The organism is Flammeovirga sp. MY04, from assembly GCF_001682195.2.
GTDB lineage: Bacteria > Bacteroidota > Bacteroidia > Cytophagales > Flammeovirgaceae > Flammeovirga > Flammeovirga yaeyamensis.
Genome location: NZ_CP003560.2, coordinates 3,598,832 through 3,613,355, shown reverse-complemented (window position 1 = coordinate 3,613,355; position 14,524 = coordinate 3,598,832). Strand labels below are relative to the sequence as shown.

16 protein-coding genes are annotated in these 14,524 nt (G+C 32.6%); all 16 read left to right on the top strand.

Annotation, left to right across the window (positions count from 1 at the left end; all coding sequences use genetic code 11):
• Positions 1–4: 4 nt before the first annotated feature.
• The 16 genes from MY04_RS14470 to MY04_RS14395 all read left to right on the top strand — a co-directional run bounded on the left by MY04_RS14470 (position 5) and on the right by MY04_RS14395 (position 14,524).
• Positions 5–742: an NRDE family protein gene (locus MY04_RS14470; RefSeq protein ID WP_084005893.1), complete on the top strand. Its 738-nt coding sequence runs from the start codon at positions 5–7 to the stop codon at positions 740–742.
• 115 nt (positions 743–857) lie between these two features.
• Entirely contained in the window at positions 858–1,742 is an 885-nt protein-coding gene (locus tag MY04_RS14465) for a D-alanine--D-alanine ligase (RefSeq protein WP_158297710.1), read from the top strand.
• Positions 1,743–1,774: 32 nt separating this feature from the next.
• Positions 1,775–2,866, top strand: a complete 1,092-nt coding sequence (recF, locus tag MY04_RS14460) for a DNA replication/repair protein RecF (RefSeq protein ID WP_066210667.1) — start codon at positions 1,775–1,777, stop codon at positions 2,864–2,866.
• Entirely contained in the window at positions 2,859–3,200 is a 342-nt protein-coding gene (locus tag MY04_RS14455) for a DUF721 domain-containing protein (protein WP_066210665.1), read from the top strand. The genes recF and MY04_RS14455 overlap by 8 nt, the downstream gene beginning before the upstream one ends.
• Before the next feature lie 2 nt (positions 3,201–3,202).
• Positions 3,203–4,288, top strand: coding sequence for a mannose-1-phosphate guanylyltransferase (locus tag MY04_RS14450; RefSeq protein WP_066210664.1), 1,086 nt, complete (start codon positions 3,203–3,205; stop codon positions 4,286–4,288).
• Between the two features lie 144 nt (positions 4,289–4,432).
• Positions 4,433–5,698, top strand: coding sequence for a nucleotide sugar dehydrogenase (locus MY04_RS14445; protein WP_066210663.1), 1,266 nt, complete (start codon positions 4,433–4,435; stop codon positions 5,696–5,698).
• Positions 5,699–5,704: 6 nt separating this feature from the next.
• On the top strand, positions 5,705–6,682 hold the full coding sequence (locus tag MY04_RS14440) for an SDR family oxidoreductase (RefSeq protein ID WP_066210662.1): 978 nt from the start codon (positions 5,705–5,707) through the stop codon (positions 6,680–6,682).
• Positions 6,683–6,757: 75 nt separating this feature from the next.
• Positions 6,758–7,789: a hypothetical protein gene (locus tag MY04_RS14435; protein WP_066210660.1), complete on the top strand. Its 1,032-nt coding sequence runs from the start codon at positions 6,758–6,760 to the stop codon at positions 7,787–7,789.
• Positions 7,790–7,867: 78 nt separating this feature from the next.
• Positions 7,868–8,728, top strand: coding sequence for a glucose-1-phosphate thymidylyltransferase RfbA (rfbA, locus tag MY04_RS14430; RefSeq protein WP_066210659.1), 861 nt, complete (start codon positions 7,868–7,870; stop codon positions 8,726–8,728).
• A gap of 9 nt (positions 8,729–8,737) precedes the next feature.
• Positions 8,738–9,286 (top strand): dTDP-4-dehydrorhamnose 3,5-epimerase, encoded by a 549-nt coding sequence (gene rfbC, locus MY04_RS14425; protein ID WP_066210657.1) that lies wholly within the window; start codon positions 8,738–8,740, stop codon positions 9,284–9,286.
• Entirely contained in the window at positions 9,286–10,140 is an 855-nt protein-coding gene (gene rfbD, locus MY04_RS14420) for a dTDP-4-dehydrorhamnose reductase (protein ID WP_101958151.1), read from the top strand. The genes rfbC and rfbD overlap by 1 nt, the downstream gene beginning before the upstream one ends.
• 52 nt (positions 10,141–10,192) lie before the next feature.
• Complete coding sequence (gene rfbB, locus MY04_RS14415) at positions 10,193–11,200, top strand: dTDP-glucose 4,6-dehydratase (RefSeq protein ID WP_066210654.1); 1,008 nt, start codon at positions 10,193–10,195, stop codon at positions 11,198–11,200.
• A 12-nt stretch (positions 11,201–11,212) separates the two neighbouring features.
• On the top strand, positions 11,213–12,226 hold the full coding sequence (pseB, locus tag MY04_RS14410; protein ID WP_066210652.1) for a UDP-N-acetylglucosamine 4,6-dehydratase (inverting): 1,014 nt from the start codon (positions 11,213–11,215) through the stop codon (positions 12,224–12,226).
• Positions 12,227–12,238: 12 nt separating this feature from the next.
• Complete coding sequence (gene pseC, locus MY04_RS14405) at positions 12,239–13,387, top strand: UDP-4-amino-4,6-dideoxy-N-acetyl-beta-L-altrosamine transaminase (RefSeq protein ID WP_066210650.1); 1,149 nt, start codon at positions 12,239–12,241, stop codon at positions 13,385–13,387.
• Entirely contained in the window at positions 13,384–14,061 is a 678-nt protein-coding gene (pseF, locus tag MY04_RS14400) for a pseudaminic acid cytidylyltransferase (protein ID WP_066210648.1), read from the top strand. The genes pseC and pseF overlap by 4 nt, the downstream gene beginning before the upstream one ends.
• Positions 14,051–14,524, top strand: coding sequence for a MaoC family dehydratase (locus tag MY04_RS14395; RefSeq protein ID WP_066210646.1), 474 nt, complete (start codon positions 14,051–14,053; stop codon positions 14,522–14,524). Before pseF ends, MY04_RS14395 begins: the two co-directional genes overlap by 11 nt.

Below are 14,524 nucleotides of genomic sequence, written 5' to 3'. Positions count from 1 at the left end.
ATATATGTGTACGCTTACTTATATACCGCTCTCACCAAAATCGTATCTTTTCACATCCAACAGGGATGAAATGAAAAGTAGGTCGACTGCTTTTGCTCCTTCCGTACACAAACAAGGAGGAGTTTCTTATCTTGCTCCAATAGATGGACAAGCTTTAGGAACGTGGCTTGGTGCTAATGAGCATTCGAGGGTGGTTTGTTTACTGAATGGAGCTTATACACCTCATACTCCGACGCCGCCATACAAGCATTCTAGAGGTAAAGTGGTGATCGATGCGTTACTTTCAGAAAATATAGATGACTATTTATCGGATTATGATTTTACTAATGTAGAACCCTTCACTTTAGTAATTATTGAAAACAAGATAAACAGAAAGATATATCAGTTTATATGGGATGGTAAAAAAGGAACAAAAAATCAGCTTGATCCTGAACAGCCACATATTTGGTCGTCTGTGACATTATATAATTCAATTCAAAGAGAAAGGAGAACACATCAATTTTTAAATTGGTTATCTTCTGAACAAAGAAGTAATCATGAAATATTAGAATTTCATGAAAATTTAGATAAAGATATTGAACAAATTTCAGGTTTATCTATGCTTAGACCTCAGTTTTGTACGGTAAGTACCACACAGCTACTTGTAGATGATCAAAAGGTGGATATGTGTTATCACGATCGTATTTCCACTGAGAAAGACTTTGCCTCTTTGCCTCAAAAAGTATTAAATCATGAATCTTAAGCCCAATTTTAGATATCGCATATTTAAATGGGAATTTTGGCCTTATTATATTTTCTACATTCCTGTTTACTTTCTCTATTTCATTTTATCCATGATGTCGAGGTCACTCAGCTTCATGACGTCAGTCAACCCAGGAATGAAATACGGCGGGTTTTTCGATTATTCAAAATATGATGTATTAAAGCAGATACCTCAAAAGTATGTCCCTAAAAGTGATTTTTATTTCGATACTCCTTCTGTTGATGAAGTGAAAGCTTCTATGAAATCTTTGGGGTTAGAATATCCTATCATTTTAAAACCCAATGAAGGAGAAAGAGGAAGTGGCGTAGAAAAAATCCAATCTGATATAGATTTAGAAGAATATTTAAGACCTCAGCCCAAAGAAATTATCTTGCAAGAGTTTATCGATACGAATGATGAATATGGGGTGATGTATGTACGTTATCCTGATCAATTAAAAGGGAAAATCACATCCATTGTTTATAAAGGAGAACTTTACGTTGTTGGAGATGGAGTAAGTAATTTACTTCAACTCTTTGAAGGACATCAAAGAGCCTCTTTGTATTTAGATTTTTTGAAAGAAAAGTACGAAGATCGTTTGCATGAAGTAGTTGATAATGGAGAGGTTTTCATGTTATCAAAAATGGGAAATCATTCTAGAGGAGCTATCTTCAATGATGCAAATTACTTGATATCAAAATTAGATACTAAAGTCTTTGATGAAATTTCTTCTCATATTGATGGCTTTTATTTTGGAAGGTATGATTTAAAAGCGAAAGACGAGCAATCATTGATCAATGGTGATTTTAAAGTGATGGAGTTGAATGGTGTGAACTCTGAACCTGCTCATATTTACGACCCGGAAAATTCATTATTCGCTGCCTATAAAGATTTGTTTGCCCATTGGTGGAGAATCTATAAAATTGGTAAACAAAACAGAAAACAAGGACATTCTGATACCCCTTTTCCGGTTTTATTACAATCCTTAATGAATAGATAATTATCTTTGCATTCTATCAAAAAAGACGTTGAATGTTTATTGAGCGGTTGTACATAAAAGATTTTAAAAGCTATTCTGAACAAACAGTAGAGTTAAAAGAAGGAGTAAACTGTATAGTGGGACCTAATGGAATAGGTAAAACCAATATGCTGGATGCGATTTATTTGCTTTCTATGACGAAAAGTGCTTTCAGTTATACTGAGCAACAAAATGTACGTCACGGTGAGAAGACTTTTGCAATTTCTGGTAAGTTTATTCATCGTGATCAAGTGGATACTGTTATTTGTCAGTTTCAAAAGCCGAAGAAAAAATTTAGTGTCAACGGAAAAGACTACAAGAAGTTTAGCGATCATTTTGGGAAGTATCCTTGTGTATTAATAGCTCCCAATGATACTGATCTTTTGAGAGAAGGAAGCGAGATTCGTCGAAAGTATTTTGATAGTGTGATCTCCCAGTACGATAAGGTATATTTAAAAGCCCTTATTGATTATCAAAGAGCTTTATTGCAAAGAAATGAGCTTTTGAAGCTATTTGCAGAGAAAAGGCAAATGCCTAATCGCGATTGGGTAGCACCTTATGATCATGCTTTACTTCAAAATGGGAAATTAATCAATCAAAAGAGACAAGAATTTGTTACTAAATTTCTTCCATTTTTTGAGGAATCCTATTCATTTTTATCTGAGGGAAGAGAGCAAGCCTCAATTCGCTATAAATCTGAATTTTCGAAAGATAATTTTGAGGAGATTTATCAAGAAGCCTGGGAGAAGGATGTGGTTTTACAAAGGACTACAAAAGGAATTCATAAAGATGATTTTGAATTTCAATTATCCGATTTGTCATTAAAGAAATATGGATCCCAAGGTCAACAAAAATCATTTATCATCGCTTTAAAATTGGCACAACATTCTCTATTAAAAGGGACGTTGTCTAAAGTTCCAATTTTACTTTTAGATGATATTTTTGACAAATTGGACGATAATAGGATCAAAAAGTTGTTAGAGTTGATCAAAGAAAAGAAATTTGGTCAAATAATTTTGACAGATGCTCGACCTGAACGGTCTAAATCATTGATGGAGGAAATTAATACTGCATCTCATTTTATAGAAATAGAACATTTTGGCTGAAGAAAAGAAGACTGTATATCGATTTAGAAAAAGAACTCCTATTCCCAAGAAGCATGAGACGATTGGGATTGGAGAGGCGATGCAGAAATTTGTCAAAACTCTAAATAAAAGTAAGAGTTATAACCAAGCTATGTTAAACAAGGTTTGGGATGAAGTAATGGGTCATACGATTGCTTCTAGAACTCAAGAACTAAGACTTAGAGGTAAAACCCTCTATATTAAATTAAATACTCCGGCCCTCAGAAATGAACTAAATATGGCCAGAGAACATGTTGTAAAAAGATTAAACCAAAGACTTGGGGCAGAAATACTGTCTGAAGTAAAATTCGTATAAATATGTCTGAAAATAAGCATAACTATGTTGTTATTATGGCCGGTGGAGTTGGAAGTAGATTCTGGCCATACAGTAGAGAAAGCCGTCCAAAGCAATTTCAAGATATCTTAGGTGTTGGGAAGACCATGATTCAAATGACAGCAGAGCGTTTTGAACCTGTTTGTCCGAAAGAAAATATTTTTGTGGTGACTAGTCAAGCCTATAAAGACATTACATTGGAACAATTACCGTTTTTAAGTGAAGATCAGGTATTATGTGAGCCAATGAGAAGAAATACAGCACCATGTATTGCTTATGCGAGTTATAAGATTGGTTTAAAAGATCCACATGCAAATATTGTAGTTGCACCTGCCGATCATGTAATTTTGGATGTTCCTGAATTCCAATTGCGTGTTGAAAAAGCATTGCACTATGCAGCATCAAATGATGTATTGATTACTTTAGGTATCCGACCAAATAGACCTGATACAGGGTATGGCTATATTCAAGCATTAAATAATGAACGCTTGGAAGTACTTTATAAAGTGAAAACCTTCACTGAAAAGCCCAATGAAGAATTAGCTCGTGCATTTGTATTAAGTGGCGACTTTGTATGGAATGCAGGTATTTTTGTTTGGAATGCGAAATCAATCAAACATGCCTTTAAAACATACTTGGACGATGTAGATCATTTATTCTCATCAGTGGAAGACAAATTCTACACTTCAGAGGAAAGCCATGCTATAGATGAGATCTATCATCAGTGTAGAGATATCTCAATAGATTATGGAATCATGGAACATGCAGACAATGTGTATGTAATGCGTACAGATTTTGGTTGGTCTGATTTGGGTACATGGAAATCATTATATGAGCAAGCACCTAAAAACGAAGAAGAAAATGTATTGCAAGGTAATGTTATGGCCTACGAAACATTTAATTCAATTGTAAAAACACCGTCCGATCGACTTGTAGTAGTACAAGGATTGGAAAATTATATTGTTGCTGAATACGATAATGTTTTAATGATTTGTAATAAAGATCATGAGCAACGTGTAAAGCAGTTTCTAAAGAATGCTAAAGAACAAAAAGGAGAAAAGTATATATAAATTACCTTATTGTTTCTTTATGTAATAAATTAGAGTCAAAATTTTTTAATAACTGATTGGGGCTAGATTTTGCACAACTTTGTGCTGCTGTAAGTAAACAGAACTCTTGATGTTGTTCCCATTTCATATTCACTATCTAAAATAATGAACAAAACTATTTGTGTTATAGGCTTAGGTTATGTTGGCTTGCCTTTAGCTGTTGAATTTGCAAAAAATAAAGTGAAAGTGATTGGTTTTGATATTAATCAACCAAGAATTGACGAATTGAATAATTGCAAAGATCATACACTTGAAGTAACCACTGATGAATTAGAGTCAGTTACCCAAGATATTACTTATACTTCTGATTTAGATGTGATCAAATCAGCAGATATTTATATTGTAACAGTACCAACTCCCATCGATGAATATAAAACACCTGATCTAACTCCATTAAAGAAGGCTAGTGAGACAGTGGGTAAAGTATTATCGTATGGTAATATTGTTGTTTATGAATCTACTGTTTATCCAGGTTGTACTGAAGAACAATGTGTTCCTGTTTTAGAAAAAGTGAGTGGTTTGAAATTTAACCAAGACTTTTATGCAGGCTATTCTCCAGAAAGAATTAACCCGGGTGATCACGTACACAGGGTGCACAATATTATGAAAGTTACTTCCGGTTCAACTCCTGAAATTGCAGAGGAAGTGGATCAGATGTATCAGGTAGTGGTGAAAGTAGGTACTCATAAGGCTTCATGCATTAAGGTCGCAGAAGCGGCAAAAGTAATTGAGAACTCACAAAGAGATTTAAATATTGCTTTTGTGAATGAATTGTCTAAAATATTCGATAAGGTAGGTATCGATACATTAGAAGTTTTAGAAGCAGCAGGAACCAAGTGGAATTTCCTTCCTTTCCGTCCAGGTTTGGTAGGTGGACACTGTATTGGTGTTGATCCATATTATTTAACATATAAATCAGAATCTTTAGGTTATCACCCAGAGGTAATTCTTGCAGGTCGTCGTATAAACGATGGTATGGGTGCACATGTTGCCAATAAAGTATTGCGTTTGATGATGGAAAAATCATCATCAATAGAAAAAGGAGCTAAAATTCTAATGTTGGGTATTACTTTCAAAGAAGATTGTCCAGATATCAGAAACTCCAGAGCAATTGATGTGATCCGTGAACTTCAGAGTTTCAACATGAACGTTGAAGTTTTTGATCCACATGCGGACAAAGATGAAGTAAAGGAAGAGTATGACTTAGATTTGGTAGAGAAAGTAGGAGAGAATTATGCCGCTATTATTCATGCAGTATCTCATAAATCTTTCCAAGAAGAAATAGATTGGGATGCACTAACATCAAACAATCCTATTGTTTATGATGTGAAGAGTGTTCTAGATAGAAAATACGTTACAGACAGACTTTAATACAACATGCTTAAAGGGAGAAAAGTATTAGTTACAGGAGCAGCAGGCTTTATTGGATCCAACTTAGTCGATAAATTTTTAGCTCAAGATAATGAAGTCATTTGTTTGGATAATTTCTCAACAGGAAAAAGAGAAAATATCCAAGCATTTTTGGATCATCCAAAATGTACTTTTATCGAAGGTGATATCAGAAATATTGAAGATTGCCAAAAAGCAGTAGAAGGAGTTGAGATTGTATTTCATCAGGCTGCTTTAGGATCTGTTCCTCGTTCTATTAACGATCCAATCACAACAAATGCGGTAAATATATCTGGTTTCTTAAATATGCTAACAGCATCAAAAGATGCCAATGTAAAAAGATTTATTTATGCTGCTTCATCTTCCACTTATGGGGATCATCCAGGATTACCAAAAGAAGAAGATAAAATCGGAAAGCCACTTTCTCCTTATGCAGTAACAAAGTATGTGAATGAATTATATGCAGATGTATTTCATAAAACTTATGGAATAGATACTATTGGCTTGAGATATTTTAATGTCTTTGGTCGCCGTCAGGATCCTCATGGAGCCTATGCTGCTGTTATTCCAAAGTTTGTGATTGCCATGTTGAATGGGGAGTCACCCACAATTAACGGAGAAGGTGATAACTCAAGAGACTTTACTTATATCGAGAATGTAACGCATGCCAACGAGCAGGCAGCAATTACAGATAATGAAAACGCCTTAAATGAAGTCTATAATGTAGCTTTTGGAGAAAGAACAGATCTGAAAGAATTATATTACTTAATTCAGGAGTATTTATCAGAATTCGATCCAAAAGTAAAAGAAATTAATCCTACTTTTGGTCCCCCAAGACAAGGAGACGTAAAACACTCTTTGGCTTCTATTGAAAAAGGAAAGACTTTAATGAGTTATAACCCAAAGTATAATATTAAAGAGGGCTTAAAGGAGGCTACAATTTGGTATTACAATTATTTAAAGTAAAAATCCTTAATCTATACTTTAATCGAAAGATTTCTAATTATATTTGCGGTTGTACTTTTAATAATATAATAATTGATGGAACATTCTAATAAAGATACAGGTAATCAATCATCAAAAAACACCAATGATGAAATCGATTTAATTGAGTTATTTTCAATTATAGGAGATAAGATTAAATCTATTTTTACAGGTTTTTTTAATGGATTTTTATCACTTCTAATCTACTTATATAAAAAAGTATATTCTTGGAAAATTGTTATTGGTATTGCAGTAGTTATCGGAGGTGTAACAGGCTATTTGATGAAAAATACATCTCAATATTATTCATCTAAAGCATCGGTGAATTCACCCTATTTAAAAGGTGTCGATTTTAACAATGAAATTATTGAATTGAATTCACTATGTAACGAAGATGGCTATAAGAAACTTTCTGAACAATTTAATTTGCCGATTGAAACGGTAAATAGTATATCAGAAATCACTTCTGTTGGTTACATGGATAAATATTTAAAAGGAAAAGTAGCTGAAGAATCTGCTGATTCACTTTTGATGGAATCCTTAAAGAATGAAGAACGTTTTGATATCACCATAAGTACTAAAACACAAGATTTATCAAAACAAGATATACAAAAAGGATTTGAATATTTCTTTAGTAATAATGAATATATCAATAGGTATAAACAGGTTTATAGAGCAGGTTTAAAAGATAGAGAAGCTACTTTAATCGAACAAAAAGCAGAATTAAAAGCATATACTAAAGCTTACAAAAACGTAATTGAAAGCCAAGCTAATCAAAGATCAGGTAATTCTAATGTATTACATGTTTCTGCAGAAAACCCTGATGGCGTTATTAGACAAAGTGGAGACATGTCGATGGAATCGATGTTAGCGGAGAGGAATATTTCAGATAGCTTAATGATTGTTAGAAAGCAATTAACTGTTGAAGGAAATATTGAATTTGTAAATAGATTTTCTGAATTAAATACAGTGTCACTTTCAACTAAAAGTAAAACTGTTTTAGGGATGTTGATTGGTTTTATTATTATTTTATCCTTTAGTGTTCTTGTTGATTTAAATACTTATTTAAAGAAAAAATCGGGATTGTAATTTTAAGTTTAAAAAGATAAAGTTGAATGGTATGTGGGTTTTTAGATAAGTCTACATACCTTTTTTTATATTCGAATTATGAAAGGAATTATATTAGCAGGAGGATCAGGAACACGACTTCATCCTCTTACATTAGCTGTGAGTAAACAGTTGATGCCAGTATATAACAAACCAATGATTTATTATCCTTTGTCAACATTGATGTTGGCAGGGATTAGAGAAATTCTAATTATTTCTACTCCTGAACATCTCCCTTTATTTGAAAAGTTATTAGGAAATGGTTCTCGATTAGGTTGTTCATTTTCTTATGCTGTACAAGAAAAACCTGAAGGTTTAGCTCAAGCATTTTTAATAGGTGAAGAGTTTATTGGTAATGATAAAGTTTCCTTGATTTTAGGAGATAATATTTTTTATGGATCTGGGTTATCCAAATTATTACAAGCTAATAATGATGTAGATGGTGGCTGTGTATATGCTTATCATGTGACGGATCCTGAAAGATATGGGGTAGTTGAGTTTGATGAAAATAATAAAGCGATATCTATTGAAGAAAAACCAGAAGTTCCTAAATCAAACTATGCAGTTCCAGGTTTGTATTTTTATGATAATGATGTTGTAGAAATAGCCAAGAATGTAAAACCAAGCCCAAGAGGTGAATTAGAAATCACAACAGTAAATGAAGAGTACCTTAAAAGAGGAAAACTTCAAGTTGGTATAATGAACAGAGGAACAGCTTGGTTGGATACTGGTACTTTCGCTTCTTTAATGCAAGCAGGAGAATATGTAAGAGTTATTGAAGAAAGGCAAGGTTTAAGTGTGGGGTGTATAGAAGAAGTCGCTTACAGAATGGGTTACATTAATAAAGAACAATTAGAGGAAATTGCTGCTCCTTTAGTAAAAAGTGGTTACGGTCAGTATATTTTAAATATTTTAAAATAATCGAAGGGAATGAAAATTACATCAACAAAATTAAAAGATTGCTACATTATTGAACCTCAAATTTTCGGAGATGAAAGAGGTTATTTTTTTGAAAGTTTTCATTTGAAGAAGTTCACTGAAGCAACCGGGTTGGCAGTTAATTTTGTTCAAGACAATCAATCCTCTTCCACTTATGGTGTAATTAGAGGTTTACATTACCAGAAAGGTGTACATGCTCAAGCTAAATTGGTAAGAGTATTATCAGGAAAAGTTATTGATGTAGCCGTTGATTTACGTCCTGATAGTGAAACTTATGGTCAGTTTGAAGCGGTTGAATTATCTGCAGAAAATAGGCGTCAATTGTTTGTTCCTAGAGGATTTGCTCATGGCTTTTCTGTTTTAACGCAAAGTGCAGAATTTGCTTATAAATGTGATAACTATTATAACAAAGAATCAGAAGGAGGAATTAAATATAATGACCCAGAATTAAATATTGATTGGCAAATTCCAGCAGGTAAAGAAATAATATCTGAAAAAGATCAATTATTACCTCTCTTATCTGATTTGAAAAAGAAATAATGAAAAATATACTAGTCACGGGATCCAACGGTCAATTAGGATCTGAGCTACAATTTTTATCAAACAATCATAAAGATTTAAACTTCACTTTTGTTGATGTAGATCTTTTGGATATCACTGATCTAAATAAAGTGATGCAGTTTTTTGATCAAGGTCAGTTTGATTTTTGTGTTAATTGTGCGGCTTATACCGCTGTTGATAAAGCAGAATCTGATCAAGACTTAGCTTATAAAGTAAATGTTGAAGGTCCAAAAAATCTTGCAAAAGTTTGTAAAGATAAAGGTGTTATCCTATTTCATGTATCAACAGATTTTGTATTTGGAGGGGATAGTTCTACAGCATATAGAGAAGATATGCCAACTAGCCCATTGGGAGTATATGGGGACACAAAGTTAAAAGGAGAGCAAGCTATACAAGAAGCAACTGAACGATATTATATCTTAAGAACTGCATGGTTGTATAGTAGTTTCGGGAATAATTTTGTCAAAACAATGCTTCGTTTGGGTCGTGAAAGAGGTGAATTAGGTGTAATTGTAGACCAAATTGGAACACCTACCTACGCAAGAGATCTTGCCGAGTCGATATTATCAATACTTAAAGATGGCGAAGGAAGTTTTGGCATTTATCATTTTAGTAATGAAGGTGTAGCAAGTTGGTATGATTTCGCGAAAACAATTTTCTTGATGAAAAAAGTTGATGTGAATGTAAATCCAATCCCAACATCAGCTTATCCAACGCCAGCAAAAAGACCTAGCTTTAGTTTGCTGGATAAGTCAAAAATCAAAACAACATTTAATGTAACAATTCCTTATTGGCAAGATAGCCTTTTGAATTGTCTTCAGTTGATAGATTAGGAATCAACTTTTAATTACCTTTGTGCAATTGTTATTACCAAAAATATAATTTATGTCTTCTATTCTTATCACGGGAGGAGCCGGTTTTATAGGTTCCAACTTTGTTCCTTACTTTTTAGAAAAATACGAAAAATATCAATTAATCAATTTAGATAAATTGACCTATGCAGGTGATCTGACAAATTTATCAGAAATTGAGGAAAACCCAAGATATACCTTTGTAGAGGGAGATATCTGTGATAGAGATCTTATTGAATCAATATTTGAAAAGTATGATATCAGAGGTGTAATTCACTTTGCTGCAGAGTCTCATGTAGATAATTCAATTATAGGTCCTGAAGCTTTTATTCAAACGAATGTTCACGGAACATTTGTATTGATTGATGTGGCAAGAAAGTATTGGATGAATGGACCTTTTGAATATAAGGAGGAGTATAAAGATTGTAAATTCCATCATATTTCTACGGATGAAGTGTATGGTACTCTAGGTGAAACAGGTTTGTTTACTGAAGAAACACCATATGCACCAAATTCTCCATACAGTGCTTCTAAGGCATCATCAGATATGATTGTAAGATCTTATTTTCATACGTATGGAATGAATGTAGTGACAACAAATTGTTCCAACAATTATGGTCCAAAACAACACAAAGAAAAACTAATTCCTACAATTATTAGAAAAGCTTTGTCTCAAGAACCTATTCCTATTTATGGAGATGGAAAGAATATTAGAGATTGGTTATATGTTTTAGACCATTGCAAAGGTATAGATTTAGTGTATCACACAGGCGTTCTAGGAGAAACGTATAATATTGGTGGTAGAAATGAAAGAGATAATCTGTACATTGTCGATAAGATCTGTAGTATTTTAGATAGTAAACAACCTTTAACTAATGGTAAATCCTATAAAGAGTTGATTACTTTTGTAACAGATCGTCCAGGGCACGATAGAAGATATGCTATTGATGCTACAAAATTGGAGGACAAACTTGGCTGGAAAGCTGACGAAGATTTTGAAAGTGGTATTGTGAAAACAGTGGATTGGTATCTAAAAAAATAAAAAAATAAAAATATGCTAAACGGGAAAAAAGTTTTAATTACTGGAGGAACTGGGTCATTTGGTAAAAAGTTTATCAAAATGATTTTAGCTGATTATCCAGAGGTAGAAAGAATTGTAATTTACTCTAGAGATGAGTTAAAACAATTTGAAATGAAGCAAAACTACCCTCATTCTGAGTATCCTCAATTAAGATTTTTTATTGGAGACGTCAGAGATAAAGCAAGACTAACAAGGGCTTGTGAAGGTATTGATGTGATTATTCATGCTGCGGCAATAAAACAAGTTGATACAGCTGAATATAATCCTACTGAATGTATTAGAACAAACGTTGATGGTGCTGAAAATGTTATTGATGCAGCGTTAACATGTGGAGTTAAAGATGTAGTAGCATTAAGTACAGATAAAGCATGTGCACCTATTAATTTATATGGAGCAACAAAATTAGCTTCAGATAAATTATTTAGTGCAGCAAACAACATAAAAGGTTCAAAAGATATTAAATTCTCTGTAGTAAGATATGGTAATGTAATGGGTTCTAGAGGATCTGTTATTCCTTTTTTTATGAATAAAAAAGAGGAAGGTATTTTACCTATTACTCATGATGAAATGACAAGGTTTAATATTTCTTTAGAAGATGGGGTTAGACTTGTTTTCTTTGCAATTGAAAATGCTTTAGGAGGAGAGATATTCGTACCTAAAATACCAAGTTACAAGATTTTAGATGTAGCTAAAGCAGTTGCACCAGATTGTGAAATCAAAATTGTTGGAGTTCGACCTGGAGAAAAACTCCATGAAGAAATGATTACTGAATCTGATTCTTTAAATACAATTGAAATGGAAAAATACTATGCAATTTTACCTTCAGTTTCGTTTGTACACAAAAGAGAGAAATTCTTAGAACACCACAATGCAAAATTAGTCCCATTTGGATTTAAATATAACTCAGGTGAAAATACAGAATGGGAAACTGTAGATACATTAAGAGAAAAAATAAAAACATATGTTGATCCTAATTTTGAGGCATAATTATTAAAACATATGAAAGCTATTCCATACGGTAGACAAGACATTAATGAAGATGATATCAATGCAGTAGTTAAAGCATTGAATTCAGATTTTTTAACTCAAGGTCCAGAAATTTTAGAATTTGAAAAACAATTTTCGAAATATGTTGGATCTAAATATGCAGTTGCTGTTGCTAACGGAACAGCAGCTCTACATTTATCTATATTAGCATTAGGAGTTGAGCCTGGTGATAAAATTATTACTACTCCAAACACATTTGCAGCATCTGCCAATTGTATTAAATATGCAGGAGGGGAGGTTGTGTTTTCTGATATTGATCCGAGCACTTTTTTATTAGATTTAAATAAAGTAAGAGCCCTTTTAAAAAAACACCCTAAAGGAACTTTTAAAGGTATTATTCCTGTAGATTTTGCTGGTTATCCTGTAAATCTTGAAGAATATAAAAAGTTATGTGATGAATATAACTTATTTCTTTTAGAAGATGCTTGCCATGCTCCAGGAGGAGCTTTTTATGATAGTTCTAATCACTTGCAAAAATGTGGTAATGGAAAATTTGCAGATGCTGCAATTTTCTCATTCCATCCAGTTAAGCACATTGCTGCTGGTGAAGGAGGAATGGTTACAACTAATGATGAGAATGTTTATAATAAGTTATTATCATTGAGAACTCATGGTATTACTAAAAATCCAGATGTTTTAGAGGAAAATCATGGCGGTTGGTATTATGAGATGGTTGAATTAGGGTATAATTATAGAATAACTGATTTTCAAGCTGCTTTAGGAAAAAGCCAACTTGATCGTGCAGAAAAAGGTATTCAAAGACGAAATGAAATTGCTCAAAAATATGATAAGGCTTTTTCTGCTTCTAATGTAATTACACCCAAAGTTCAAGCAAATATTGACCATGCTTATCATTTATATGTAATACAAGTAGAAAACCGTTTGGGATTATACAATCACTTAAGGGAGAATAACATATTTGCACAGGTACATTATATACCACTTCACAAAATGCCTTTTTACAAAGAACACAATGTTGATGTGGTTCTTCCAATAGCTGAAAATTACTACAAACAATGTTTAAGCTTGCCAATGTATCCAACGCTAACAGATGATGAGCAACAATTTGTTATAGATAAAGTCTTGGAATTTACTAAATGAAGAACATAGCTATTATACCTGCTAGAGGAGGAAGTAAAAGAATTCCAAAGAAAAACATAAAGTTATTCAATGGAAAACCTATAATTAGTTATAGTATTAAATTAGCACTTGAATCAGGACTTTTTGATGAAGTAATGGTTTCAACAGATGATCCTGAGATAAAAAGAATTAGTTTAGAATATGGAGCAAAAGTTCCATTTCTAAGGTCAAAGGAAAACTCTAATGACTATGCAGGAATTGCTGATGTTATAGAAGAGGTTACTTCACATTATATTAATTTATATGGAAATATAGGGCATGTCTGTTGTATTTTTGCAACTGCTCCTTTATTAACAGTTGAGGACTTAAAAAAGGGTTATGATCTTTTATTGACTGGAAACTTTGATTCCATAAGGCCTTTAGCAAAATTTTCTTATCCTATACAAAGAGCTCAAAGTATGGATCATAATGGATTTGTTGAATTTATAGATCAAGCAAATATTAAAACAAGGTCTCAAGATTTAGAAGAAATGTATCATGATTCTGGCTCATTTTATTGGGTTAAAAAAGGTTCAAAATTATCTTCAATTAGAAGAGGAGGATTTGAATTACCTCAAATGAAGGTACAAGATATTGATACTATGGATGATTGGATATTAGCTGAATTAAAACATAAAGTGATTAATGGAAAATAAAATAATAGATTGTAGTGATAAATTTGGTCACTATTATGAAGAATTCGAAATTGGGTCTATTTTTAAACACTGGCCTGGAAAAACAATAACTGAAAGTGATAATAATATGTTTTCACTTCTCACAATGAATCATCACCCAGTTCATTTAGATACCAAATACTGTGAATCTCATCAGCATGGAAAGATTTTAGTTGTAGGTACTCTTGTTTTTTCTGTAGTTGTAGGTATGACGGTTTCTGAAATAAGTGGTAAAGCTATTGCTAATTTGCAATACGAATCAGTTAATCATGTAGCTCCAGTTTTTATTGGAGATACTATTTATGCAGAAACAGAAGTTTTAGATAAAAGACCTTCTAAATCAAAAAGTGATAGAGGAATAGTTTATGTTGAAACAAAAGCGTATAATCAAGACAACATTCATATATTAACTTTCAGAAGAAAAGTATTAATCCCCAAAAAATAA

What these genes read in the sequence shown, in the direction of transcription:
- MY04_RS14470 (WP_084005893.1), top strand. Translation starts at nt 5, where the DNA reads ATGTGTACGCTTACTTATATACCGCTCTCACCAAAATCGTATCTTTTC.
- MY04_RS14465 (WP_158297710.1), top strand. Translation starts at nt 858, where the DNA reads ATGACGTCAGTCAACCCAGGAATGAAATACGGCGGGTTTTTCGATTAT.
- recF (WP_066210667.1), top strand. Translation starts at nt 1,775, where the DNA reads ATGTTTATTGAGCGGTTGTACATAAAAGATTTTAAAAGCTATTCTGAA.
- MY04_RS14450 (WP_066210664.1), top strand. Translation starts at nt 3,203, where the DNA reads ATGTCTGAAAATAAGCATAACTATGTTGTTATTATGGCCGGTGGAGTT.
- MY04_RS14445 (WP_066210663.1), top strand. Translation starts at nt 4,433, where the DNA reads ATGAACAAAACTATTTGTGTTATAGGCTTAGGTTATGTTGGCTTGCCT.
- MY04_RS14440 (WP_066210662.1), top strand. Translation starts at nt 5,705, where the DNA reads ATGCTTAAAGGGAGAAAAGTATTAGTTACAGGAGCAGCAGGCTTTATT.
- MY04_RS14435 (WP_066210660.1), top strand. Translation starts at nt 6,758, where the DNA reads ATGGAACATTCTAATAAAGATACAGGTAATCAATCATCAAAAAACACC.
- rfbA (WP_066210659.1), top strand. Translation starts at nt 7,868, where the DNA reads ATGAAAGGAATTATATTAGCAGGAGGATCAGGAACACGACTTCATCCT.
- rfbC (WP_066210657.1), top strand. Translation starts at nt 8,738, where the DNA reads ATGAAAATTACATCAACAAAATTAAAAGATTGCTACATTATTGAACCT.
- rfbD (WP_101958151.1), top strand. Translation starts at nt 9,286, where the DNA reads ATGAAAAATATACTAGTCACGGGATCCAACGGTCAATTAGGATCTGAG.
- rfbB (WP_066210654.1), top strand. Translation starts at nt 10,193, where the DNA reads ATGTCTTCTATTCTTATCACGGGAGGAGCCGGTTTTATAGGTTCCAAC.
- pseB (WP_066210652.1), top strand. Translation starts at nt 11,213, where the DNA reads ATGCTAAACGGGAAAAAAGTTTTAATTACTGGAGGAACTGGGTCATTT.
- pseC (WP_066210650.1), top strand. Translation starts at nt 12,239, where the DNA reads ATGAAAGCTATTCCATACGGTAGACAAGACATTAATGAAGATGATATC.
- pseF (WP_066210648.1), top strand. Translation starts at nt 13,384, where the DNA reads ATGAAGAACATAGCTATTATACCTGCTAGAGGAGGAAGTAAAAGAATT.
- MY04_RS14395 (WP_066210646.1), top strand. Translation starts at nt 14,051, where the DNA reads ATGGAAAATAAAATAATAGATTGTAGTGATAAATTTGGTCACTATTAT.